The organism is Pseudomonas bohemica, from assembly GCF_002934685.1.
Classification (GTDB): domain Bacteria; phylum Pseudomonadota; class Gammaproteobacteria; order Pseudomonadales; family Pseudomonadaceae; genus Aquipseudomonas; species Aquipseudomonas bohemica.
The window spans coordinates 81,024-105,207 of record NZ_NKHL01000102.1 but is presented as its reverse complement, the minus strand read 5'-3'; the positions used below and the strand labels follow the sequence as shown (position 1 = coordinate 105,207).

The following is a 24,184-nucleotide window of genomic DNA, read 5'->3' as shown; positions in this document are numbered from 1 at the left end:
GTCACTTTACTGTCTTGTCCATGTAATCGGTTCGGGTGGATTGGTTTGTGATTCCAAAGTTGGAGCACCCAGCCATGAGTAATATTGAGACCGAAGACGTTCGCAAGTGTGTTGTAGGCGGCGTGGATACCTGAAGACACCACGATCATGAACTTCCGGCACCTGCTGGAAAAGCATCAACTGGCCCCTGCGATCCTCTCGGTCATCAACGGTTATCTGCATGAGAAAGGCCTGTCCCTGCGCCAAGGCACCATCGTCGATGCCACCATCATTCATGCCCCTTGCTCGACCAAGAACGAGGAAGGAAAGCGCGATCCCGAGATGCATCAAACCAAGAAAGGTAACCAATACTTCTTCGGGATGAAGGCGCATATCGGCGCCGATGCGGAGTCGGGACTGGTTCATCATGTTCATGGCACTGCGGCCAATGCCGCCGATGTCACGCAGGTCGCCGAGCTGTTACATGGCGAAGAAAACGCGGATTATGCAGACGCTGGATACACCGGTGTCGAGAAGCGTGAAGAGCATGAAAATCGTGAGGTCATATGGCAAATCGCTGCGCGGCGCAGCACGTATTCCAGGCTCAATAAACGCAGCGTCCTCTACAAGGCCAAGCGCAAGATCGAGTACTGCAAAGCTCAGACAAGAGCCAAGGTCGAGCATCCGTTTCGTGTAATCAAGCGTCAGTTTGGCTACGTGAAAGTGCGCTTTCGTGGGCTGATGAAAAACACAGCTCAGCTGACCACGCTGTTCGCCTTGTCGAATCTGTGGATGGCTCGAAAACAGCTAATGGGTATGGGTGAGTTGCGCTCTTAACACGCAGAACCGGGCGAGAAACGCCCTCGACGACCGCTGCACTAGGCCGTTTTCAGCAAATAGCGCTGTGTGCTGAGAAAATTACGACTTGCGGACGCTGTAAAGCAAGTTGATCGGAGCATTCCTTGGCGCTCTCAGTCCCGTTGAGTATCGTGAGAGCCTGGGCTTCGCGGCATAACCAGTCCAAGTTTTTATCCGCATCCCCCATTTATTGGGGCCAGCAAGTTGGACGATTTAGTATTGGCTGCCATGGTCGGATTTCCGCGTCGCTATGATAGAAACCGCGCGCCGCAACTACAGGGAAACGACCCCGTGCGTTACGGCGTCCCTTTCGCAGTCTTACTCGCCGAGCTTCGACTCGACGCAGCCGGTACTGGTGCACTCGCGTTCGCGTTCCTGTAGGAATGCCATGCGTTTCTGAGTCATGTCGACCGCACAGTCCAGATTGACGAAGTAGCCGGTAGATTTCTCTTCGCTGCATTGATTATCGCGTTGCTTGATCCAAGCGACTTGGCCATTTTTCAGAGAGCTCTGCTGTGTTGGATTGAGATGCTTACGCAGGCCTGTATATTCCTGATTCAGATCGCGGTCAGCTTGTGAGAAAAGGTTGCCCGCACAGTAAACCTGATCGAACGCATTACGGGGCTTGGCGCAACCTGCGGCGTATGCCCCGAGGGGGAAAACGACAGTCATCAGGACAATTGCGATTTTCTTCATAGTCACGCTCACTTCTCTTGATTAAAATTCTTGGCTGAGTAGAGATATTCCTGCCCGTCAGGGCTGGCAAGCAATTACCCCTTGCGAATTGCATTTGCGATCTTCGCAATCGTTGCGGGGTTCTGTAAGCGTGGTTCCTCGTCGGGATTGGCAATTACACCCGCTTCAGCGAGTACAGCCGGCATCGGGGTCGTTTTGAGCGCGATCAGATCGTCGAAACGTTGAATACCGAGTCGCTGATCGATAAGCGGCCGGTTTTCTCCTCTGATCGGCGTAGCATGATAAAGGGTGGGCATTTCGCCAGCCGCGAGCAGCTTTTCACCCATTATCTTTGCGTAGACGAGCCTTTGTCGATAATGCGCGTTCAGTGTGGACACGAAAATCGAGTATCCCTTGAACTCTCGAAGGCGACCCGCGTCCCTCCACGGCTGCAGAATCGAGTCATAATGAACTGAGACGAACAGGTTTGCATCCGGTTCGGCATTAGGTCTGTCGGCTAGCGCGATTTCCCGATTGGTGGCACCTGTACGCGTGACGCGATAACCGTCGGCCTGAAGGTCGTGTGCGACTGCCGCGCTCATATCCAGGTTGTAAAGATGCTTGACCCTGCCACTTGCCCCTGTTGCACTTGGATGAGCAGGTGTGTGACCCCCATCGACGATGACCCGGCCTGCGTAGCAAGGCGAACCACACAACATGAACGCAAATGAAATAATTCTCGAAGTCAGCACTTTGAGCATCGTATTTTACAGACCGTATTGGTTGATATATCCTTATCATTTTAACGATGGGTTGGCTCTGGCAAAACTGAAGAAACACTTAGAACCGTATCCGGGATTAGTTGACCACTACAATATCGGCATAAGTCAACACAGGCAATGGTTAGCTAGGCGTCAGACTGGGTTTTGCGACAGCTCGGCAACTGGGTCAAATCGACGTCGGTCCCCACATTTCTATGAGCTCTTTGTACAGTTCCCTCGTACCTGTAGGGAGAGGCGAGCGCTTTATGTCCACCAGTATCGCACCAAATGAAAGAAAATCGGTGCCGCAAAACACACCGAGTCCAGCCGATCCAGCATTCCGCCGTGCCCCTCAATCATGTGGCCCCAATCCTTCACTCCTCGGTCGCGTTTGATAGCCGACATTACAATCCCGCCCGCAAACCCCAGCAAGTTGATCAGCAGTGCAATCAGGAACGACTGCCAAGGGTTGAACGGCGTGATCCACCACAGTGTCGTACCGAGTAGCGATGACAACAGAACCCCGCCGACAAAGCCTTCCACAGTTTTCGACGGTGACAAGTTGGGGGCGATCTTGTGTTTGCCGAACAACTTGCCGCACACGTACTGCAGCACATCCGACAGTTGCACCACGATCACCAAGTAGGCAATCAGCAACAAGTTGCGGCCTTCGTAGCCCGGGATGTCGAGGGTCAGCAGGGCGGGCACGTAGGATACGCAGAACACCGCGATCATTAGGCCCCATTGCACTTTCGAGGCGCGTTCCAGGAAGTGAGTGCTATCGCCGCCGAGGGAGGCGAGGATTGGTAGCAGCAGGAACACATAGACCGGGATAAAGATCGAGAACAGCCCGTACCAGTCGAAATAGATCAGCAGGTATTGCAGCGGCAGGGCCAGGTAAAACGCAGCGACCAAGGCCGGGTAGTCGCTGCGCCGAGTGGGCGTGAGAGTGAGAAATTCGCGCAGGGCGTAGAACGACACCGCGTAGAACAACAGGATCACCGCGCCGGTGCCGAGCCAGAAGGCGATGCCGACCACTACCACCATCACCCACCAGGTATTAATGCGGGCGTTGAGGTTGTCGATCACTGCATTCGGGGCGCCACGGGTGCGCCATTTCAGGGTCAGGCCGATTAGCGAGGCGAGTACCAGGATCGCGCCGATCCCGCCGAATAACATCAGGGTTTGGCTATCCATCTCAGGAATGCTCCGGGGCAAGGGCGAGCAAGGCGTCGCGGGTTCGGGCAAGGAACGCGGCTTTGTCTTCGCCTTCTTCCAATAGCAACGGTGCGCCGAAGCTGGTGGTGCACAGCAGGGGCAGCGGCAGTACGCGGCCCTTGGGCATGACCCGCTTGAGGTTGGCGATCCACACCGGGATCAATTCGGACTGCGGGTAACTTTTCGCGAGGTGATACAGGCCGCTTTTGAATGGCAGCAGGCCGTCTTCCAGATTGCGTGTGCCTTCGGGGAAGATGATCAGCGAGTCGCCGCCTTCCAGCGCGGCGAGCATGGGCTGCAAGAGGTTATCCACAGGGTCCTTGCGCGCGCGGTCGATCAATACGCCATTGAACACTCGATTGATGATGTAGCGGCGTAGGGGGCTTGTGTTCCAGTAATCGCTGCCGGCCACCGGGCGCGTGAATTTGCGCAGGTTCTGCGGCAACGATGCCCACAGCAACACGAAATCGCCGTGGCTGCTGTGGTTGGCGAAATAGATGCGTTGCACCGGGACCGGCGAGCAGCCCAGCCATAGGCTACGGGCGCCGGTGACGGTGCGGGCCATGGAGGTAATCAGCGTGGCGACCACGGGTTCGAACATAGGAATTCCTTATCCGGCGAAGGGTAGCCAGGGACTGGCGAGGATCACGGCCAGGGTCAGCAGCGCTTGCGCGCCCAACAGCCAGGCTTGTTTGCGCAGCAGTTTGAGGGCACCGCGACGGCGTTCGGTCAAGGGCCTGCCAACGCGCTTGGCCGACTGCAGGCCGAGGGTTTGCAGGGCCTGGTCGAGGCACGGGGTACGGTCGGTGTTGCGGGCCAGCAGGGCGAACAGGTCGGCGTCGAACGCCACGCGCAGCGACCAGTACTTTTGCAGCAGGCCGAGGATAATCATCCACAGGCTGAGCAGCAGGCAGATCGGCAAAATACTGGCCATCAGCAGTTGTGCCAGGCCGAATAACACGCCGAGCAGCGTCAGGCCTGTGGATAACTGATCCAGCGAACGGCCACGGCGCAGCAGGCTGGCGACGACTTGGAGTTCCATATCAGCAGGCATGGGGCAAGCCCTCCAAAGCTTCACGGTGAGCAGGATGCAGCACCACATCGGTCCGCGCTGTACGAATAATGACCATCGCTTCATCGACCGTGGCGGCGCGCTCGCTGTGCAGCAGCCAGGCGGCGACGGCAGTGGCGCTGCGCGAGTAGCCGAGGGCGCAGCACACCAGCAGCGGGCCGATTGGACGGAGACGTTCGATGGTTCGCGCGGCTTGCAGGCATTCGGCAGGTGTCGGGGCGATCAGGTCCAGCACGGGGAGGGATTGATAGGCGCGGCCTTGTGGATTAACCGGTAATTCGGCACACAGATCGACGATGGACTTAAATGAACCCTGCTCGCTTGTCGTGGGAATTCGGCCGAGCCAAACGTTATCCATAATCAGGTCGGGTTGTGGATGCTTGCGTGTCCACAGGCGCGAATTGATCCACGCGGCAGCCAGGTAGGGTGCATACAGCCAGCGCGCAGCGGGCGTCAGTCGGCCATCGGCACGTTTCTGGAACCCTGATGCACCAAGCCCCCAGTAATTCGCCTGGATCAAGCCCAGGGATACCGCCGGCCAAAACAGCCATAACCACCAGCCGCCCAGGCCAAGGGCGAAAATCATCAGGGCCAAGGCGCACAGGCCGTAGCGCACACCCAGCCGCCATCGCCTCGAATCCCGGGTAAACCGAGCATTCAGCAGTGGTCCTGAATGTTCCAACGGCCACAACCATACACACAGCCAGCCGGCAAGGGCGCCTGTGGGTAAGTCGATAAAGTGATGTTGATACGTTGTCAGCACCGAAATACCGATCAACGCGAACCAGCCATGTACCAGCCAGCGCCAAAAGCCTTGGGTGTGGCGTTGGTACATGACCCACAGGATCACCAGCAGTGCGATATGCAGCGACGGCGCCTGGTTGAACGGCTTGTCGAACCCCGCCAACACTGCAAACAGCCAACCAAACACGCCATCCAGTTCCGGCCGCTCGAAAGTGAAGCGCAGCGGCCAGATCAGGAAGCAGCTTACGGCGATCACTTGGGCGGTCAGCAGGCGCAGTGCATGTTGTTTCAGCTCATGGCGGCTGTTGGGCAGCAGCAGGGAGAAGCCGTAAAGCAGGTCGATGGACCAGTAGGGCACGATGGTCCAGGCCCAGAACGGCATATGGGTTTCCCAGTCGAATACCAGAGTGCCCACGTCGCTGCGCTGGCTGGTGACCCAGGTTGCGAAGCCATAAGTGCTGAAAAACAGCGGTGCCAACAGCAGCAGCCAAAGGACTGCGGGCTTTAACAGGCCGGGTTCGCGCATGCTCAGATCTTCTGTGCCAGGGACACGGTAAAGATGCCCCACTCATCCACACGCTGGGTGATCTTGCGAAAGCCCGCAGCCTCGACCAGTTGATCCATTTCCGCCTGGCTGCGACGGCGCATCACCCAGGCCTGGCCTTGGCGATGGCTGGTCAACGCGCGGGCGATCAGCTCCAACTGCGGGTGCCACGGTTGACCGGTGTAGACCAGGTAACCGCCAGGCTCCAGCGCTTCGGCCAGGCCGGCCAACGAGCCGCTGACCACGCCGTTATCGGCAAACAATTCATACAGCCCGGACACCACCGCCAAGGTTGGCTTGGGCGCCAGCGCCGCCAGATCCGCCCGGTCGAAGGCGTCACCTTTGACGAATTGCGCAATATCCCCCAGGCCTTTCTCGCGAATCAACGCGCCGCCGTCGCGCACGTTGATGTCGCTGTAGTCACGTAGCAGGATCGATTCCGGCAGCGGCGACACGCCCTGCAAGGCTTCGAGAATATAGCGACCGTGGCCGGCGGCGATGTCCACAATGCGTACTTCGCGATCATCTGAACGCAACTTGGCCATGGCCAAGCGCAGCAGCTCTTCGACGTTCAGTTTGCGCTGGCGAATACCGCGCCAGCCAATGGAGTTGAGGTAGTTGCTGTCGATCATCCGCCCCAGCCCGCCCTTGCCGGTGGGCGTGTTGCGGTACACGTAGTCCAGGGTGCTGCCGGAGTCGAAACCGGTGTCGAAGCCCAGTTTCACCCCGTCCGACAGGTTCTTGCCCAGGCCCATGCCGGCGCGGGTCAGGCGCCAGTACAGGTCGCGCAGGGAGTTGCGCGGCAGCGGTGCGGCGAGGGATTCGGATTCGGCGCAGGTGGCGCCCAGTTTGTCGGCATCCAGCAAGGCGGGGCGGTCCAGCGGGTGTGCGAAGTTCTGCAGGATAAAGCGCTTGGCACTGGCCAGCGCCACGGCGCGGTCGTGTTCACCGAGGGTGTCGTGGAAAAAGCCGGGGAGGATCTGCAGTTCTTTTTTCAGGCTGCCGAGGCGGTCGAAAAATTGCTGCTGGGGTTTGCGGTGCACCACAAAGTCGGCGGCGGAGACCAGCAATTGGGTCGGTACCTGGATTGCCTGGGCATCGGCTACAACCCGGTCGGCCGCTTCGTACAGGCCCAGCAGCACATTCACCGAAATCGCCTTGGTGATCAGCGGGTCGCTGTCGTAGGACGCCACGCGTTCCGGGTCATGGCTGAGAAACTTGGCCTTGACGTAACTGTTGACGAAAAAGTTGCCGCGAAACTTGCGCATCAGCGCCAGGCCCGGGCGGGCGAACGGTACGTACAACTTGACCTTGAACGCTGGCGAGGCGAGCACCAGGGCGCGGATTTTCGGCGCGTAGTCGTGTACCCACGTGGCGGCGATCACCGCGCCGACGCTTTGGGCGATGACCGCGAAGTTTTCTTCGTCGATGCCATAAGTGGTGCCGATATGGTCGCAGAAGGTCTGCACGTCGCGGGCACTGGTGGCGAAGCTGGGGCTGTCACCGCGCTCGCCCGGCGATTGGCCGTGGCCACGGGCGTCCCAAGCAAAGAAGTCGAATTGCGGCAGGTTGAGTTCGTCAACCAGATGCGCGATGCGGCCCGAATGCTCATGGCCGCGATGGAACAGCAGGATCGCTTTGTGCGGCTCTGTATCTGCTGGAGTTGCAGCCGGCCAGTGCCGATAGAAAAGCTCGACGCCATCATGGGTACTGAAGGTGTGTTGTTGCTGTTCGCGCATCGCAAAATCCTTATGCAACAGGAGAGGGGGCTTGAGCTTCTTTGATCCCTTGGCGCACACGGTTAACCAAGGTGCAGGCGAGCAGGGCGGCGACGAGCCACATTACCGAGTCGACCCAACCGGCTCCGAACCAGCCCAGCGCCACGCCAGTGGCCAGCACGCCGAGTACGAAGGCCCGATCACTTTTGCCCATTGGCCCGTCGTAGCGGCGAGAAGCACCGACCAGCGGCCCTAGCACGCCGGCGTATTCACTGAACACCGCCAGCAAGGTCACCACCAGCACCGACGCCATGCTCACGCCGGGGATGAACGCAAAAGGAAGGATCAGCGCGCTGTCGGCACCTATGTCGCACAGCTCATTAAGGTAGGCCCCCAGCCGCGACTGCTGGCCGAATTCCCGGGCGAGCATACCGTCGATGGCATTCAGAGCCATGCGCAGGATCATCCACAGCGGGACCAGCGCAAACACCCATACATGTTGAGCGACACCGCCAACCAGCAATCCCACCACCAGGGAAACCGCCCCGGCCAGCACAGTGATCTGGTTGGCGGTGGTGCCTTGGTCGTGTAGGCACTTCACCAAAGGCCGCAGTAGGTCCTGAAAACGCGGTTTAAGCTGATAAATTGAAATCATTGGAGTGCTGATTCCTTGTACGTTAGCCTCTAACTGATTTGGTGTGTGCCTAAAATTCATACCCGACACAGTGTGGTCCACGAGATAGCTTTCAAAATCAGCAAAACTCCTGCAGCCTACGTCGCTTCTGCCGAAGCCCTCATATCAATCACCAGCAGCAACGGCGTCAACGGAGCGTTCAGATCATCAATGGATGCACGTTCCGTTTACTTTATTGGCTTGAGCGTCAAACCGTTCTCGCCGCTCTCTCTATGCCAACACCAACCTGTCAAAACTCGACGGCGGCGGGATTTTAAGAATTAAAGCTGTCGCAGATAGCTTGACATGTTGATTCGAAATAGCCCCTGAGCCCGTTAACGTCATAATGTAGCCGAGGTCACTTAGTCGCCACCAACGTACGGCACACCTGCCAAGGACTGTTCGCCCTGGCTCATGCGGCTTTGCAGTTGGTTCAGATGTGAGTCAACTATCCCTACTGCCTCAGCGCTGTTCCACAATGCGGAGACAACCTACCGGTTACCAGGCTATGAGAAGACAATGTCGATGATGTTATTGACGCTCAACTGCCCAACCGCCTGTGCTTCGGTGAGGCAAGCTAAGCGTCAAACTGAAATGCACTGCACGAAGCGGTGAGTGTGAAAGGTCCCAGATGCTACCGCTAGAACCAGACATTCGCATTCCTTTCGCTAGTCAAATTGAGACCAAAGCAATATCACATCCGAAAGGCGAAAGACCATACTAAATTGCTCCACGTTTTCCTAGAGGGTGTAGACAAAATCAAGCCGTTAGTCGGCGTGCGAGTATTCGTGCCTCGGCCAGCCACACCCATGCCTCACTCACAGCGAACAACCGGTCGTGGTGCATGATCAGTCGTCGAGCCCTCTCGTTCCAGGCATGAGTTCGCTCCACCACCCATCGCCTGGGCATCACCACGAAACCGGGCGGAGCAGGTGTTAGCGTGAACAAATCACCTTGCTCTGAGCACCATTGCCCCGTTCTTCTATTGTTTGGCCCTCGGATCACTTGAACGTCGACCGCGTGCGTTTGATGCATGCGCTGAGCCCATTTTCCCGCGTATGCACTATCGACGAAGAGCGTATTCAATGAAGGGTATTTTTCCTTCAAATAAGCCACGGCATCATCCGCTGCGTCGCGATCCTGCACACTTGCCGCGCTGATACTCACCGCCAAAAGCAGGCCCAGCGTATCGACTATCAGACTCCGCTTGCGCCCCTTCACCTTTTTGCCAGCGTCGAAACCACTGTCCCCGCCTTGCGGAGAACTGCGAGTCGATTGGGAATCCAAAACAGCCGCTGACGGGGCGTCATCGCGATCTTCCCTCTCCCGCCATTGCGCGCGCAAACGATCATGCATCTGCTCAAATTTGCCCTGCGTACTCCACCGGCGGAAAGTCTTGTAAACATTGTCCCAGTGAGGAAAATCGCGCGGCAGCATGCGCCATGAGCACCCCGTGCGTACTACATAGCAGCAGGCTTCGAGCAGCGTCCGTCGAGAATGACGCGGTGGCACACCACGACCACCCTGGTTTTCAAACAAATCGGCGACCAGCGCCCATTCAGCATCAGTCAAGCAGCTGGGATATCGTTGCTCCGGCAACTGGCGTCGGTGCGTTTCGTTGTAGCCATAGGACTTGCGAGGTTCGGGTGAGACAAAGCTGCCCTTGGCGCGCTGCTTTATGCGTGTAATCCCCGCCAGCTTCAAGGCTTTTGCAAACGTGTCGGGATGAGCGGCGATACCCGTTTCAGCGTGGAATGTATCCGCTAATTCAGCTTGGCTGGAGAAGGGATGGGCTTGTGCAAGCTCGACGAGCATTGGGTAGTGCTCTGCGGCAATCGCCGGCGGGCGTCCGGTTCGAGGCATGATTTTCAAGGCTGTCCAGGCAGAAAGAGTGGTGAGTTTAGTTTATTTTGTCTACACCCTCCTAGGCGGTAAGTTTTTATTCTGACTAGCCATTAAATTCTACAGCGAGTTGAAGCCGATGCTGAACTGACCCCGTTGCCGAGGCAAGACAGACCTATATCCAAACCTGCGCAAATCCAGCACCGCAACAATCCGCGTGAAGTCAGACTGGGACAGTGCTGTGTTGGTGCCGATAGATTGCCAGCAAATAGCGCTGCATTCCGAGCAAATTATGACCTTCCGCCACGGCCGTGCGGCAAAATTGATCCGAGCATTCTAACTGGTTGTGTATCCCTCGACGGGCTGGTGCATAACAGCTATCGCACCGAACTGCTGGAAAAGTAATAATCCACAGACGCATAACGATGTTGACGGCGGTCGGTATTTTAGAGTAAACACAGACTCTTTCTCGCCACGTCCCGAGTATCAAGGTGGATGAGCGTCGACGAAAAATTGAATAAAGTTTGTTTCCTATAGCGAATGCTGCTGTACAGCCATTTGAGTTTCTGATAACACTTTTGTTTGTGTCTTTATGGAGATTAAGTAGGTGGCCGCGCTCGTGTCCAATCATCGACGATACATTGATCAGGGGCACATAAATCATAAGCAACTGAAAGTTATGAGATTGTATGTTTCGTCGTTGACTATTTTTCTCGCAACCACTAGCGCCGCAGCGGAGCCTTCGGCCCAGTTATCCGACCCCGTCAGTGGTTGGCGCTATAACGGCCTGCTCAACCGCAGCGAGAATCCACAAGTTGCCTATCCGACCCCGCCCATCGACCGCGGCATCCAGCGCAACCGAAGTATGATCGAGGGCGCAATTAAGGCCGCGAGCAGTCAGCGTGCCCCGCATACCCTTTCAGTCAATGGCAATCCGCTCAATCTATACACTGACGAAGAAGGGCGCTTTGTCCGCCCCTACGCGTTCGGCGCTGGCTCCAATAGTGTTGAAGTGCGCAGCGCTGAAGGCAAGTCACTCAAGCGTGTGCAATTCTATGAAGCCAACAACCTGCGCACGCCGGTACGTATCCGTGTGGTATTAGGTTGGGACGATCCAAAAGCCGAACTGGACATGCACATAATTACACCCGACGGCCAGCATGCGTTTTTCGGCCATACGGCGTTAACCAACGGCGGAGGTCTGGACCCGGACGGTGTCGATGGTCCCGGCCCAGAGATGTTTACCATGACGGCCCCGCTGCATGGCACCTATCTGGTGTACGTCAACTATTGGGGCAACTACGGCGCCGAAGGTTACAACTTCGACGAAGGCAGTAATCAGAATGTGGTCATTACGGCGAACATCAATCTGGTGCTCAACGAAAATACCGCCGACGAAAAACGCGAAACGTTCGTCGTGCCCATGCGGGCGATCGGTGACCTGCTACTGATCAAGACTTTCAACTATTAAGCATCCCGCACCAAGGATGAATTGGGTTTGTGAACATGGCCGATAACACTGTATCACCGGAAGCTGATGTACTTGCCAGCGACGCCCCTGCTACCCCGACTTCGCGGCGCCGGCCGATCGTGCTGCTGGGGTTGTGTCTGTTTGCGGGTGTCGCGGGTGGATTGGGCTGGTTCATGCACAAGCCCCCGGTGTTGCCGGCGGCGGCCCTGGCCAGTGACAAGCTAGGCATGAGCCGCCCCGATGGCCTGCTCGAAACCAGCTCCCTAAAACAGTTGCCCAAGGATCTGCTGATGGAGCCGTTCCTCAAGTCCACCCTGACCGAAGATTTCGTCTTCTACTACGAGGCCAACGCCGATCGACTGGGCTTGATCGGCAGCCTACGGCGGATCATTTACGAGCATGATCTCAACCTGCAGGATAACTTGATTGAGCAGCTCTTCGACCAGCCTGCCGACGTGGCGCTGTGGCGCGGCGACGATGGTCGTCTGAAAGACTTCCTACTGGTTATGGACCGTGGTGGCCTGGCCAAGGTGCTGGAGCCGCTGGCCAAAGTCGCGCTGGATGACTCGCAGCTGAGCAAGGTCGGCGAGGTGAAGGTTGGCAGCGATGACGTAGCTCTCTATCAATTAACCTATAACGCCAGAAAGTCACTGTTGTTCGCTTCCCATGACGACAAGCTGGTGGTGCTGTCCAACCCGGCCAGACTTGTGGACGCGCAAAACGGCACGCAGCCGGAACCAGGCAACGTGTCGAGCCAGGCCATCGCAGCGTTGCTCAACGGCGACAAGCTTTTCCCAGAAGCCTTCGGCCTGCAACCTCGCGCGCCGGAGGTGAAGCAGCGCCTGTCGGTCAACGCCAGCGTACTGGCCATGGGGTATCAGCGCTTCATCCCCAACTTCGCTGGCCTGCGCTTCGACATGGACGATAAAGGCTGGCACAGCTACCTGGCGATGGACGAGCTGGACAACCAGTTGGACTTCGATTTCAAGCCGATCTGGCAGGCCATGCCCATGGGGGCCAGCGCCTGCGTGGCCTTGCCCCTGGCGGCGGAACAGCAAAAACCGCTGCTGATGAAACTGGGCGCCGACGAAGCCAGTGCACAAGCTCTGACCGAGAACATGGCCGGCGCCGCGGGCCTGTGCTGGTACGCCGATTCGCGCCTGTACACGCCGCTGCTGGTGGCCAGTCTGAAAGATCAAGACAGCGGTAAGCTTGACGGCGAACTGGGCAAGCTGTTCGGCTCCATGTTCGGCGCGTACGAGGGCAACGTCGACGCGCACGTCTTCCCGGTAGTAGAGAAACAAGCAGGCACCAGCCATGAGTGGCAGCGCCAGGTCAGTTCCAGCTTCGGCCCCTATGCGGCCAAGGATGCCGAGAACCCGGACGCCATCAGTGGCAAAGCGTTCATGAAAGTCAGCATGGCCCGGCATGGTTCGACATTGCTGCTCTCCCTTGACGACACGCTGGTGAACAAGGCCCTCGGCACGCTGACCAAGAACTTCCCGCCAATGGCCGACGTGTTGCCCAAGGACCTGTTGATGCCGTTCTACTTCGGCCCGGACGCCATGGCGCAGCTGATGCAAAAGGAAACCCTCGACAGCCTGCCGCAGGACATGGAACCGGTGTTCTACAACGCCGCGCAAACCCTGCTGATTCCCAAACTGCGTACCCTCGGCGGCTATGGCAAATACGCGCTGACCTTGCCCAAAGGCAGCGTGCCGAACGGCCACTGGCAATGGCTGCCACTGGAATGGAAAGCTCTGTGATCGCGCTTGCCAAGGCCATCGCTCGAGCGGCGGTGATCGCCAGTGGCTTGCTGGCGACGCTGTTCGGCAGTGGCGCCTGCGCCAGCGACGCAGCGTCCCTCGACGTGGCGCAATCTCAGGTGTTCCGCGCCTGGTTCGTGCGTATCGCCGAGGAGCAGTTGACCAAGGGCCCGAGCCCGCGCTGGTATCAACAGGACTGCGCCGGCCTGGTGCGCTTCGCCGCCAACGAAGCGTTGAAGGTTCATGACGACAAGTGGCTGCGCAGCAATGGCCTGTCCAATCACTACCTGCCGCCGGAGCTGCAACTCGGTGACGCGCAGCGCAACCTGGCTCAGCAATGGCAGCAGGGGGGCGGCAAGGTTGGACCTTACGTCAACGCGATCAAGCTGATTCAGTTCAACAGCCGCTTGGTGGGCCGTGACATGGCCCAGGCGCGGCCCGGCGACCTGATGTTTTTCGACCAGGGCGATGACCAGCACCTGATGATCTGGATGGGCCGTTACATCGCTTATCACACCGGTACCACCACCCCCACTGACAACGGCATGCGATCCACGAGCCTGCAGCAACTCATGACATGGAAAGACACGCGATGGATACCCGACGCAGCCAACCCCAACTTCATCGGCGTCTATCGACTGAGCTTCCTCTCCCAATGACCGGTGCCCGTATGTTGCGTTTCTGCGCTCGTATTTTCTTGCTTCTGGCCGTGCTGATGCCCGTGGCCAGCGTCAATGCCGATGACAGCGTCGACCCCAGCGGTTACACGTCAGTGGCTGGCGAAAGCTTCTTCCTGCTGGCCGACAGCAGCTTCGCAAGCGACGAGCAGGCCGTGGTGCGCCTGGAAGCGCCGGGCCGAGACTATCGGCGCTTTCGTATGGAGCCCTACGGCGGCGCGGACATCCGCGTGTACCGCATCGGCAAGCCGCTGGACTTCCTCAAGCGCCAGAAGAACCTGCACCGGGTGGTCAGCGACGGTCAGTTCAAGGGCGAAGGCTTGTCCAACACACTGGCGTACCTGTGGGACAATTGGTACCGCAAATCTCGCCGTGTGATGCAGCGGGCGTTCTCCTACGAAACGCGCAAGCAGGTCACCGACGAGGTACCGGAGCTGAAAATGGGCGACGCGCTGACGGCCCCGACGCCATACGACGCGCAGCCGCAATACGCGCTGATCCCTGGCTTGGCGCTGGTCACGCAGTTCCGTTATCCTTTGTGGCAGGCCGAGCCGATCCAGCCGCCCAAAGGCGTGAGTCTGGGCGGGTCCTCTAGTGAATTCGTCAGTCCCAACCCGGGCAACGTCTATATCCCCTTGGGCCACCTCAAGCCCGGCCTATATCTGGTCGAAGCGCTCGTGGGCAAATACCGCGCGACCACCATGGTGTTCGTTTCCAACACCGTGGCGGTGAGCAAGATCGCCAGCGACGAGTTGCTGGTGTGGGCCGCGCGCAAGCACGAAGGCAGTTCGGTGCCCAAGGTCAATGTGCTGTGGACCGACGGCCTAGGCGTGATGAGCAGCGGTGCGACGGATGCCGATGGCTTGGTGCGCTTGCAGCACGCCAGCCCCGAGCGCTCGTTCGTGATCGGCGAAGATGAAGAGGGCGGGGTGTTCGTCTCCGAGAACTTCTACTACGACAGCGAAATCTACGACACCAAGCTCTATGCCTTCACCGACCGGCCTCTGTACCGGCCGGGCGATTGGGTGTCGTTGAAGATCGTTGGGCGTGAGTTCAAGAACGCCCGGGATTCCGTGGCGCCCGGTACCGCCGACGTCAACGTGAGCGTGCTCGATGCCACCGGTACCGCGCTGCAGACCCTGGCACTTAAGCTCGACTCCATGGCCGGTACACAGGGGCGTTTCCAACTGCCGGAAAACGCCGTGGCCGGTGGTTACGAGCTCCGCTTCACCTACAACGACCAGGCCTACAGCAGCGCCTTCCGGGTGGCCGAATACATCAAGCCGCAGTTCGAAATCTCGCTGAACCTGGCCAAGCAGGACTATCGCACCGGCGAAGCGGTCAAGGGCAGCCTGGTGCTGCTCTACCCGGACGGCAAGCCGGTGGCCAATGCCAAGTTGACCCTAAGCCTGCGGGCCCAGCAACTATCGATGGTGGATAACGAACTGCAGTACCTCGGGCAGTTCCCGATCGAGCTGAGCAGCACCGAGCTGACCACCGACGCCAAGGGCAACGCCAGCCTCGAGCTGCCGGCCGCCGACAAGCCGAGCCGCTACATGCTCACCGTGTTCGCCAGCGATGGCGCCGCGTATCGGGTCAAAACCACCAAAGAAATTCTCATCGACCGCGGCGCCGCGAGCTTTCGCTTGAGCGCGCCGCAGCGCTTCAGCGCCGCCGGTGAAAAGGTCGCGTTCAGCTACGTCAACGAGGGCGGCAGCGAGCAGAGCAAGGCCGCGACCCCGAGCAGCTACAGCTGGGTGCGCCTTGAAGATCAAAGCAGCGCAGAAGGCAAGCTTGACGCCAAGGCCCAAGGCTTCAGCCTAGCCTTCGAACGGCCGGGCACCTACAACCTGACTCTGAAGGATGACCACGGCCGGGTGGTCGGCGCCACCGGCCATTCGGTCACGGGCGATGGCATCAAGGCCGTGCCGGGCACTGTCGAAATCGTCCTCGACAAACCCGAGTACCAGGCCAGTGACGAAGCGCTGGCGTTGATCACCTTCCCAGAGCCGGTTAGCGATGCATTGCTGTCGCTGGAGCGCGACAAGGTCGAGGCCACGGCCTTGCTGTCCAAGGGCGGCGACTGGCTGAAACTGGAAAAACTCAGCGACACCCAATATCGCGCGCGTATCCCGGTGCAGGACAACTTCACGCCCAACCTGACCTTCTCGGTGCTCTACACCAAGGGCGGTCAGTACAGCTTCCAGAACGCCGGCATCAAGGTAGTGACGCCGCAGATCGACGTGGCCATCGCCACCGACAAGGACAGCTACCAGCCGGGCGATACCGTGTCGGTCGACCTGACCACTCAGTTCGCTGGCAAGCCGATCCCGGCTCACCTGACGGTCAGTGTGGTCGACGAAATGATCTATGCATTGCAACCGGAAGTGGCGCCGACCATCGACCAGTTCTTCTATCACCCGCGCCGCAACAACGTGCGCACCAGCGCTAGCCTGTCGTTCATCAGCTACGACGTGGCGTTGCCGGGTAGCCCGGGTGCGCCGGGCAAGGCCAACCGCAGCGAGCGCGGGGTCAAGGTGCTGGAGCGCCCGCGTCGCGAAGACGTCGACACCGCTGCCTGGCAGCCCGAACTGGTCACCGATGCCAACGGCAAGACGCGCTTTACCTTCACCATGCCGGATTCGTTGACCCGCTGGCGCATCACCGCGCGGGCCATCGCCGATGACGGTCACGTCGGGCAGAAGAAGCAGTTCGTGCGCTCCGAAAAGCCGCTTTACCTGAAGTGGAGCGGACCGAGCAAATTCCGTAACGGTGACAAGCCGGCCCTGGGTGTGTTCGCCTTCAGCCAGTCCGAGCAACCGGTCAGCGCCGAGCTGGTAACTCATTTCGCTGGTAGTGATCAGCGCGTACCGGTGACCCTCGACAACGGCATCAATTACATCCCGTTGCCCACCTTCGCCCTGGCCAACGGTGACTGGACCGCCGAGCTGGTGCACGACGGCAAGACCGCTGACGCTCTGGCCGTGCACCTGACTGCTAGCGGCGAAGGCTGGCAGGTCAGCCAGACGCAAAGCCTGGACGCGGCCAGCGGCGATACCCCGCTGACCCTGCCGGCCGACGCCACGGCGATTCGCTTGCGCCTGGATGACAGCCCGCAAGCGCTGTTCCGTTCGTCCCTGGATGACTTGCTCAGCTACCCCTACGGCAGCGTCGAGCAGACCGCCAGCCAATTACTGGCGCTGAGCATCGCTTACCCGGTGCTTTCGGCTGACCCGCCAGTGCGTGACCGCCTGCGCCTGATCATGCAGAACAGCCGCCTGCGCCTGGTGCAAATGGCCGGGCCGGCGGCGTACTTCACTTGGTGGGGTGAGGAGGGCGAGCCAGATGCCTTCCTTACGACCTATGCCTATTACGCCGACTGGTACGCCAGCAAGGTCTTGGACCTAAGCCTGCCGGCGGAGCATTGGCAGCGGGTGCTGGAGGTGTATGCCAAGCAAGCGAAGAACACCCCGCTATTGCAACGCGCGTTGATCCTTTCGTTCGCCAGACAGATGCAGTTGCCGGTCAATACCCTGCTCGGCGGCCTGATGGACGATCTGGCGAAAGCCGGCGATGGGTCCGCCGAGAGCCTACTGGACGATGGCGAGGAGAGCCTGGTCATGGGCGCTCCCGACTCGGCGCTGGGGTTGGTAGCGGCGCGTGCGCTGACGGCCTCCCTGGCCAAACAGTTGAAGGTCGCGCTGCCAGAGGCCTTCAATCGCCAACTGCCCGACGCGCAACAGCGCCTGGGGGTCAGTTCGCAGCCATTCGCGGAGGCTTTGAACCTGTCCCTGCAAGCCTTCGATCAAGCCCACGCCCAGGCACTGTTGCAGCGCCTGCTGCCACAGCAATCGACGCTGGAACGGGCCTTGGCGCTGAGCTGGCTGCAACGCAGCATTGAACAGGCCTCGCCGACCATCGCGCTGGCACCGGGTGAAGGCTGGAAGGAACGCTGCGGGGCCGCCGGTGACATGTATTGGACCTGGCAGGGCGCAACGCCAGTGCCGCCGGTGTTGTCGCTGTCGGGCACCCAGGAGCGTCCGCTGCGTGCCGCGCTCAGCTACCAGACGCGACAGACACCGGTCGAGCAGATGGGCGTGACCATCATCCGGCGCCTGTCGCGTCTGGTACCGGGTGACGAAGCGTTCGAGTTCAAGCTCGAGGCCGTGGGCAATAAGCCGGTGTCCAGTGACAGCCTGTATCTGGACGAAGTGATCATCACCAGCAAGGCCGCCAAGCCGCTGCGTTACGGCATGCTCGAAGTGCCGCTGCCGCCGGGCGCCGATATCGAGCGCACCACGTGGGGCATCAAATTGCTGGGCAAGGCGGGCAGCGAACCGTCGGCGCTGGAGAAGGCGCGCTTCGAGCCGGGGCAAATGGCCTACGCGATACCGATAGACGCCTTGAGCGGCGAACTGCGCTTGCGCCACTTGGTGCGGTTCTCGCAGAAGGGCCAGTTCAATCTGCCGCCCGTGCGTTTCACCCAGGTCTATGCGCCGCAGTATCAGGCTCAGGAGCAGAAACCGGCGCTGGGCCAGGTCACGGTCAACTGACATGACCCGGCCTCTGTTCTGGCTACTGCTGTATCTGCTGCCTGCGCTAGCGACGGCGCAGGAAGCGACCCTGCGCCTGGGCCTCAAGGGTGAACTGCTGACCCTCGGCCAGACGCAACTGATCGCCCGCGAGCCCTTGCCGGCGAAGCTGCAGGCGCCGTTGGGCAGCCTGTGGAAGCTGTTCGTCTACAGCTGGCTAGTGGATACCGAGGCCCATGAGCCAGCCTATGCGTGTCGCGGGCAGGCCAAGGACGAAGTCTATTGCTGCACGGCGGGGGGCAGCATCGCGCGCGATCAGGCGTTGGTGAAGTCCTGCGGGCTGTATTTCGAGCCGGCGCGCCTGGGTATTCAGGCGGCTGACTGGCGCAGCTATTGGCAGGCGCGGCAGGCGCCGCAATGGTTGCTCGATCTGCCGGCGCTGCAGCCTTCGATGCGGGTGCCGGTGGCCGAATTGCTCCAGGTGCTGGCGGTGTTGCCGGCGCAGGCGCAGATGCGCCGCGTGTTGCTCGATGTGGTGCTCAATGCCGCGGACGGCAACGTGGTGGGCGAGTTGGGCGGCCGCTTACGGGTGAAAACCTGGAGTTGGCTGGGCGATCAGGACCCGACCTCGCGCCAGGGCGGCTTCGGCGGTTGGACGGCCGATGGCACGCCCATCTGGGCCGGTGGGCGCGGCACCAGTCAAATGGTGCTGCGCCATTACCGTCAGGCACTGGCTGAGGTTTTGCCGGTAGAGTGGCCGGCGGACGCTGGCCGCTGTGTCGAGGTCGGGCTGTTTTCCCGCTATCCCATCGCGCGGGTGCTGAGCGGCGAACGCGCGGCACCGAGCGGGCCGTTGCGGGGCGGCTACCGGGTGGAATTCAGCAACGGCAATCAGCTAGATATTCACAGCGACGGCGAGCTGTTCCTGCTGCAGGACAAGCTGGTCGCGCGCCTGGATCGCGAAGAGTACGTCGCCCGTGTGCTGCAACGCGAAGCCCGGCCGGAACCTGCCGAAGCGGCCAAGGCGCTGGCCATCGCCATTCGCACTTACCTGCTGCAGAACGCAACCCACCATGGTGAGTGCCTGAGCATCGATGACAGCAGCAGCCGCCAGCGTGTGGCGCCGCGCCCGGCCACGGCCGAGTCCCGCGCGATCGCCGCCTGGACCAGCGACCTGGTGCTGGCCGGCAGCAATGTCACCTATCACTCCGATCAGCCGGGGCCGGACAAACTGTCCTGGCATCAAGCCGTCGAGCAGGCCAACGCCGGGAAGCGTTTTGACGCGATCCTGCTGCATGCCTACCCGCGCGCGAGCCTCAGCCGTTGGGACAACCCCGTCGCCTCCTGCGAGGCCCTGCCGGCGGGTCAGGAGTGGCTGCAAACCCAGCGCAGAGCCTGGCGCCCGCGCCTGGAGAGCGAAGTCGGCTACAACGAAATCAGCAACTTCGCGGTCTGCCGCCTGGCGTTCGGTCGCCCCTATGTCAACCGCGAACGCCAGCGCATCTACGTGCGTGGAGTGCTGTCGCTGCAAGACCGTCTCGACCTGACCCACGAATACCTGCACCTGGCCTTCGAAGCCCATCCCAACGGTCAGGATGAAAACTACATCGAAGGGCTCGCCCGTCATCTCTTGCTGGAATAGGCCGTGAAACTCCGTTATCCGCAGGTCCTGCTGTTGCTTTGCTGCTGTGGCGCATGGCCGACGATTATCGCCGCCGTGGCCGGGGCGATTCACTGCTCGGAGGAATCGCGAGGAGATCGCAGATCTGTAGTACGGGAATTGATGAATGGTTTCGATCAAAGAGTTGGGCGATCTGCTGGAGAGAATCGCCTTTCTGCCATTGATCCCACATCTGCTGCTTCTGGTTTTCGGTTGAGTGGATCCGTTGTCTCTGCTTCATCTGCAACACTGCTTCTGTTTACACAGAATTTAGTTGTGTTGCGTCGACCGGATGAATCAACAACCCATAGCCGCCATTCATCCGCGAACGGATTAGGTGGGCAGGCGTTGCCTGTTCCCAACAAAGGTGCTGCTGATGCAACTCATAGATTGGTGCTGAAGGATTCATTGCATGTGGAGCGTTTTTAGTTGCCGTCGCTCGCTACAAATCCTAAATCACTTGATCTCCACCGTGTAATGAAATCTGTCTGCAGGTATGTATGACAGTCGCCATTCGAAAGGTGCGCCAACATGATCGTGCATCGTTCTTTCGATCTGGATTGCCATCGCCCCCTGAGCGAGTTGGAAGAGTTTGGCATCTTGGTCGGTCAGTGGCTGTGCGGTGAGATCGTCGACCGCGCGGGCCACGAGTACATCGCATTCGGATTCGTACACGGGGTACAGCAAGACCGGAGAGTTAGACTCGAGATACGCAGACAACTTCTCAAATTTCGGTAACGGCAGCCAGATATGCTCCACCAGCACAATCTCCCCGCCGAAAGATCTGCATCGATGCATGTAGAGCGCGGTTTGCCCAGGCGCGAGCCGTAATTGCTGCGCAGCTTTTTCTGGAGGGGACAAGATTTTTGTCGCGAGGATTTGGGCGGTGGGCAATTCGTTTCCTTTTGTCCCCCTGAATCGCACGAAGCGCAGCATCGAGGAACGTTCGAAGGAACGCGACACAAACGTTCCCAGCCCTCGGATACGCTCGACCAAACCGTCCTGCACTAACGCGTCAAGCACGTTGCGCATTGTGCTTACGGAAACTGAATACTCTGCGGCGAGTTTGTCTTATGAAGGCAACGCAATGCCCGTCGCCCAAGTCCTCTGATTGATTCTTTGCGCCAGGTCGTCACGGATCTGCACGTAGCGGGGAAGGCGGCTATCCGGCTTTTGGCTAGAAGCGTGATCAGAAACCATTTCACTAATCCTTGAGTTTAAACGTGGCGCGGTACAGGGAGCGCACATTACCAGACGTTGACAGGTCGCTTAATAACTCTATACGTCTGTACAGAACTACCTGTGGAAGACACTTATGACGACCTGCTCAAGCCGCGTTTCAACGGTGGATCTGTGCGATCTCTACTGGGACTCCATCGGGCCCAACATCCAGCAAGCTTTTCAGGGCCTTGTCTCCCTAGGCGGCAAACGCACCTGCGCTGGCCCAGCCATGACAGTCACATGCGTTGATGACAACGTGCTGATCCGGGAACTGGTGTCTTCCCCAGGCAACGGCCAGGTGCTTGTGATCGATGGAGGGACCTCTGCAAACCGTGCCCTGCTGGGCGACGTCCAGACGGCCAAGGCAATGAACAACGGTTGGGCTGGGCTAGTGATCAACGGCTATGTAAGGGATCGAGAGCTCCTATCATTCATGGCTTTACGATTCTTGCTGGGAGTCGCCGAAGCGGGATTTTTTCCCGGTATGGTGCTCTACATCAGCTACTGGTTTCCTCAGGAGTACCGGGGTCGATTGACAGCATTGTTCATGACCGCGATTCCCTTATCCGCTCTCATCGGTGCGCCGCTGTCTGGTTTTCTGCTTGAAAGCGCGAACTTCTTGAGTATCGCCAGCTGGAAGTGGATGTTCATTATCGAAGGCGTTCCAGCGATCGTTTTGGGCGTAGTGGTTCTGATATACCTCACCGACAGGCCGTCTGAAGCCAAGTGGCTCACTCCAGAGGAAAAGGATTGGCTGATTTTCAAGCTGTCCGTGGAAAAAACGGGCGGTCATCTCTCCAGCTTCAAGGACGCCTTCAAAAGCCTGGACGTGATGCTCATGGGCGTTATTCATTTGGGATTCGCCGTTGGCTCCTACGGTATTGCGATTTGGCTGCCACAGATCCTCAAAGCGCACCGCTTGAGCAGCTTCCACATCGGGCTGATGTCGATGATCCCTTACGGTGTCGCAATTGTAGGGATGATCGCTTGGGGCGCTTTGTCGGATAAAAGCCCTAACCGCTCTCTCCATGTGGCTGCCAGTTGCATGCTCGGTGCGACAGGCCTGTTGATAGCTGCCGCTGTACCCACCCTGTTCGGAGCCATTGTGGGCATCTCAATCAGCACCTTGGGTGTGATTGCAGCACGCCCAATATTCTGGACTCTACCGGGTAGCTTTCTCACCGGCTCAGCGGCGGCGGGTATAGCGTTCATCAATGCTTTTGGCAATCTCGGCGGATTCATAGGACCTTACGTGATCGGTCTTATTAAAGACCAGACGGGTTCCTTCACTCTTGGTATCGTGGCCACTTCCTTGCCATTGGCGTTGAGTGTCGTTGCAGCATTAGTGCCGGCCAAACGCCTGGCGCCACTCAGAGCTGACGCTGCGACCAATACTTCTGAATCCGTGCAGGAGCCTATCTAAGGGCTGCCTCAATTATGTGTGGAGTTGTCGATGTTCAAATCACCTATGTTTCCCGTCTCCCAGAATGGCTTTAGCTCTCGGATGCATGCTGGCGTGATGGAGTTGCCAGTGCATTACATGAGAGGAGGTACTTCGACGGGCGTGGTGATTTGGGAGTCCTTGCTACCCCGTGATGAGAGTCTGCGAGCAGAGCTATTGCGCCATCTCATGGGAGTACCTCTTGCTGAAAGTCAGCAGGGTAATCGGCAGATAACCGGTCTGGGCCGGGGCCCAGCTACCAGCAATAAAGTGTTTTTGGCACGGATCGAGTACACGCCTTCGGGGCCTCAAATCGTCAGTACGCTTGCCCAACTGGCCAGTGATCATAGCGACATAGACTGGAGCGTGAACTGCGGCAACATGTCTTCCGCGTTGCCGCTCTGGGCTATCGACTCGGGCTTGATCGAAGTGCCTGCGACAGGGAGCTATGACATCGAAATCAAGAACACCAACACCGGTGCTCTTACCGTCGCACGGATGTCCCGTGATTCCCAGGGAGGATTTGTGAATGCCGAAATTCCAGGGGTTGCCGGCGCATTTCCACGCGTCGATCTTTTCTTGCAGTCCCCGGTCGGCAACAAGACCGGCGCTCTTTTACCTACAGGCAACGTCCTGGACACAGTCGCCGGGCACTATGTTTCGTGTGTAGACGTGGCTGTGCCTATGGTCATTGCCGATGCCGCCAGCTTTGGCAAAACAGGCCACGAAGCCATTTCAGAGCTCGAAGCCGACGCTGTGTTCATGGCGAAGCTGAGGCAAGTCTGGATTGAGGCGGGTTTGAAGATGCAGCTTCGGCGTCGCGACGGCGGGCTCATGAGCCCGGCCGATCTCGAACGAAGTGAAACCATTCCCAAAGTGTGCATCGTCGGCGCACCCCGTCACGGCGGGCACATTGCAGTCCGGTATTTCACGCCTCAGACCGGACACGCCTCGATGGCCGTCTCCGGCGGCTGCTGTCTCGCCGCCGCATGCCTGCTCGCGGGGAGTACCGCCCATGCGGTGGCCGAGGGCCTGAAAGGTATCTCAGCGACGTATTCGGATGTAGAGGTGAGTATCGAGAATCCGGCTGGCAAGTTGGATACCACGGTCAGCGTCAAAGCTGATGCCGATAGCATAGACATTCGCGCCGCTGCTTACCGACGTAATACCCAAATCTTGATGCGCGGCCATGTCCCCTTTTATCGAGCGTCAGCGCACTTGATCGAAGCGATGGAGACAGCGGCGAAATTGGTGATCGATTGAGCGTCATCTTTGAGTGTTTCGAGTCATCACGCGACCAACACCTCACTGTAAGAGGTGACCTAGGGTCTG

General features: G+C 59.1%; 17 protein-coding genes and 3 pseudogenes. 8 read left to right on the top strand and 12 right to left on the bottom strand.

Features of this window, described 5'->3' with window-relative positions; translation table 11 throughout:
- Positions 1-126: 126 nt before the first annotated feature.
- Positions 127-816, top strand: a pseudogene (locus CE491_RS10980) (IS5 family transposase); the annotation flags it as partial.
- A gap of 339 nt (positions 817-1,155) precedes the next feature.
- Here CE491_RS10980 and CE491_RS10975 read toward each other — a convergent pair.
- The 9 genes from CE491_RS10975 to CE491_RS10935 all read right to left on the bottom strand — a co-directional run bounded on the left by CE491_RS10975 (position 1,156) and on the right by CE491_RS10935 (position 10,105).
- Complete coding sequence (locus CE491_RS10975; RefSeq protein ID WP_110948368.1) at positions 1,156-1,533, bottom strand: lysozyme inhibitor LprI family protein; 378 nt, start codon at positions 1,531-1,533, stop codon at positions 1,156-1,158.
- A gap of 74 nt (positions 1,534-1,607) precedes the next feature.
- A complete protein-coding gene (locus CE491_RS10970) occupies positions 1,608-2,273 on the bottom strand; it encodes an N-acetylmuramoyl-L-alanine amidase (RefSeq protein ID WP_110948367.1) in 666 nt (221 codons plus the stop codon).
- A gap of 264 nt (positions 2,274-2,537) precedes the next feature.
- Positions 2,538-3,470 (bottom strand): phosphatidate cytidylyltransferase, encoded by a 933-nt coding sequence (locus CE491_RS10965; RefSeq protein ID WP_110948366.1) that lies wholly within the window; start codon positions 3,468-3,470, stop codon positions 2,538-2,540.
- 1 nt (position 3,471) lies between these two features.
- Entirely contained in the window at positions 3,472-4,092 is a 621-nt protein-coding gene (locus CE491_RS10960; RefSeq protein ID WP_110948365.1) for a lysophospholipid acyltransferase family protein, read from the bottom strand.
- A gap of 9 nt (positions 4,093-4,101) precedes the next feature.
- Entirely contained in the window at positions 4,102-4,545 is a 444-nt protein-coding gene (locus CE491_RS10955; RefSeq protein WP_110948364.1) for a hypothetical protein, read from the bottom strand.
- Entirely contained in the window at positions 4,535-5,833 is a 1,299-nt protein-coding gene (locus tag CE491_RS10950; protein WP_110948363.1) for a phosphatase PAP2/dual specificity phosphatase family protein, read from the bottom strand. Before CE491_RS10950 ends, CE491_RS10955 begins: the two co-directional genes overlap by 11 nt.
- 2 nt (positions 5,834-5,835) lie before the next feature.
- Positions 5,836-7,590 carry a bifunctional alpha/beta hydrolase/class I SAM-dependent methyltransferase gene (locus tag CE491_RS10945; RefSeq protein WP_110948362.1) on the bottom strand — a complete coding sequence of 585 codons (1,755 nt, stop codon included), beginning with the start codon at positions 7,588-7,590 and terminating at the stop codon, positions 5,836-5,838.
- Between the two features lie 10 nt (positions 7,591-7,600).
- Positions 7,601-8,224, bottom strand: coding sequence for a CDP-alcohol phosphatidyltransferase family protein (locus tag CE491_RS10940; protein WP_110948361.1), 624 nt, complete (start codon positions 8,222-8,224; stop codon positions 7,601-7,603).
- Between the two features lie 777 nt (positions 8,225-9,001).
- On the bottom strand, positions 9,002-10,105 hold the full coding sequence (locus tag CE491_RS10935) for an IS5 family transposase (protein WP_110948360.1): 1,104 nt from the start codon (positions 10,103-10,105) through the stop codon (positions 9,002-9,004).
- A 658-nt stretch (positions 10,106-10,763) separates the two neighbouring features.
- Here CE491_RS10935 and CE491_RS10930 point away from each other — a divergent pair.
- The 5 genes from CE491_RS10930 to CE491_RS10910 are packed head-to-tail and all read left to right on the top strand — an operon-like array spanning position 10,764 to position 20,172.
- Positions 10,764-11,555: a YfaP family protein gene (locus CE491_RS10930; RefSeq protein ID WP_110948359.1), complete on the top strand. Its 792-nt coding sequence runs from the start codon at positions 10,764-10,766 to the stop codon at positions 11,553-11,555.
- Positions 11,556-11,590: 35 nt separating this feature from the next.
- Entirely contained in the window at positions 11,591-13,321 is a 1,731-nt protein-coding gene (locus tag CE491_RS10925) for a DUF2138 domain-containing protein (RefSeq protein ID WP_110948358.1), read from the top strand.
- On the top strand, positions 13,306-13,980 hold the full coding sequence (locus CE491_RS10920; protein WP_110948357.1) for a DUF1175 domain-containing protein: 675 nt from the start codon (positions 13,306-13,308) through the stop codon (positions 13,978-13,980). The genes CE491_RS10925 and CE491_RS10920 overlap by 16 nt, the downstream gene beginning before the upstream one ends.
- Positions 13,977-18,551, top strand: coding sequence for an alpha-2-macroglobulin family protein (locus tag CE491_RS10915; protein WP_110948356.1), 4,575 nt, complete (start codon positions 13,977-13,979; stop codon positions 18,549-18,551). Before CE491_RS10920 ends, CE491_RS10915 begins: the two co-directional genes overlap by 4 nt.
- A 1-nt stretch (position 18,552) precedes the next feature.
- Positions 18,553-20,172 (top strand): DUF2300 domain-containing protein, encoded by a 1,620-nt coding sequence (locus CE491_RS10910; RefSeq protein ID WP_110948355.1) that lies wholly within the window; start codon positions 18,553-18,555, stop codon positions 20,170-20,172.
- 136 nt (positions 20,173-20,308) lie between these two features.
- Here CE491_RS10910 and CE491_RS30740 read toward each other — a convergent pair.
- The 3 genes and pseudogenes from CE491_RS30740 to CE491_RS30970 form a co-directional block, all read right to left on the bottom strand.
- Positions 20,309-20,431, bottom strand: a pseudogene (locus tag CE491_RS30740) (IS30 family transposase); the annotation flags it as partial.
- A gap of 215 nt (positions 20,432-20,646) precedes the next feature.
- Positions 20,647-21,126, bottom strand: coding sequence for a GntR family transcriptional regulator (locus tag CE491_RS10900; RefSeq protein WP_267894483.1), 480 nt, complete (start codon positions 21,124-21,126; stop codon positions 20,647-20,649).
- Between the two features lie 36 nt (positions 21,127-21,162).
- Positions 21,163-21,246, bottom strand: a pseudogene (locus CE491_RS30970) (GntR family transcriptional regulator); the annotation flags it as partial.
- 259 nt (positions 21,247-21,505) lie between these two features.
- On the opposite strand from CE491_RS30970, the gene CE491_RS10895 reads away from it, so the two are divergent.
- Both CE491_RS10895 and CE491_RS10890 read left to right on the top strand, forming a co-directional pair.
- Positions 21,506-22,834, top strand: a complete 1,329-nt coding sequence (locus CE491_RS10895; protein ID WP_199885068.1) for an MFS transporter — start codon at positions 21,506-21,508, stop codon at positions 22,832-22,834.
- A gap of 30 nt (positions 22,835-22,864) precedes the next feature.
- Positions 22,865-24,115, top strand: a complete 1,251-nt coding sequence (locus CE491_RS10890; protein ID WP_110948354.1) for a PrpF domain-containing protein — start codon at positions 22,865-22,867, stop codon at positions 24,113-24,115.
- Positions 24,116-24,184 lie beyond the last annotated feature (69 nt).

What these genes read in the sequence shown, in the direction of transcription:
- CE491_RS10975 (WP_110948368.1), bottom strand. Translation starts at nt 1,533, where the DNA reads ATGAAGAAAATCGCAATTGTCCTGATGACTGTCGTTTTCCCCCTCGGG.
- CE491_RS10970 (WP_110948367.1), bottom strand. Translation starts at nt 2,273, where the DNA reads ATGCTCAAAGTGCTGACTTCGAGAATTATTTCATTTGCGTTCATGTTG.
- CE491_RS10965 (WP_110948366.1), bottom strand. Translation starts at nt 3,470, where the DNA reads ATGGATAGCCAAACCCTGATGTTATTCGGCGGGATCGGCGCGATCCTG.
- CE491_RS10960 (WP_110948365.1), bottom strand. Translation starts at nt 4,092, where the DNA reads ATGTTCGAACCCGTGGTCGCCACGCTGATTACCTCCATGGCCCGCACC.
- CE491_RS10955 (WP_110948364.1), bottom strand. Translation starts at nt 4,545, where the DNA reads ATGCCTGCTGATATGGAACTCCAAGTCGTCGCCAGCCTGCTGCGCCGT.
- CE491_RS10950 (WP_110948363.1), bottom strand. Translation starts at nt 5,833, where the DNA reads ATGCGCGAACCCGGCCTGTTAAAGCCCGCAGTCCTTTGGCTGCTGCTG.
- CE491_RS10945 (WP_110948362.1), bottom strand. Translation starts at nt 7,590, where the DNA reads ATGCGCGAACAGCAACAACACACCTTCAGTACCCATGATGGCGTCGAG.
- CE491_RS10940 (WP_110948361.1), bottom strand. Translation starts at nt 8,224, where the DNA reads ATGATTTCAATTTATCAGCTTAAACCGCGTTTTCAGGACCTACTGCGG.
- CE491_RS10935 (WP_110948360.1), bottom strand. Translation starts at nt 10,105, where the DNA reads ATGCCTCGAACCGGACGCCCGCCGGCGATTGCCGCAGAGCACTACCCA.
- CE491_RS10930 (WP_110948359.1), top strand. Translation starts at nt 10,764, where the DNA reads ATGAGATTGTATGTTTCGTCGTTGACTATTTTTCTCGCAACCACTAGC.
- CE491_RS10925 (WP_110948358.1), top strand. Translation starts at nt 11,591, where the DNA reads ATGGCCGATAACACTGTATCACCGGAAGCTGATGTACTTGCCAGCGAC.
- CE491_RS10920 (WP_110948357.1), top strand. Translation starts at nt 13,306, where the DNA reads ATGGAAAGCTCTGTGATCGCGCTTGCCAAGGCCATCGCTCGAGCGGCG.
- CE491_RS10915 (WP_110948356.1), top strand. Translation starts at nt 13,977, where the DNA reads ATGACCGGTGCCCGTATGTTGCGTTTCTGCGCTCGTATTTTCTTGCTT.
- CE491_RS10910 (WP_110948355.1), top strand. Translation starts at nt 18,553, where the DNA reads ATGACCCGGCCTCTGTTCTGGCTACTGCTGTATCTGCTGCCTGCGCTA.
- CE491_RS10900 (WP_267894483.1), bottom strand. Translation starts at nt 21,126, where the DNA reads ATGCTGCGCTTCGTGCGATTCAGGGGGACAAAAGGAAACGAATTGCCC.
- CE491_RS10895 (WP_199885068.1), top strand. Translation starts at nt 21,506, where the DNA reads ATGACGACCTGCTCAAGCCGCGTTTCAACGGTGGATCTGTGCGATCTC.
- CE491_RS10890 (WP_110948354.1), top strand. Translation starts at nt 22,865, where the DNA reads ATGTTCAAATCACCTATGTTTCCCGTCTCCCAGAATGGCTTTAGCTCT.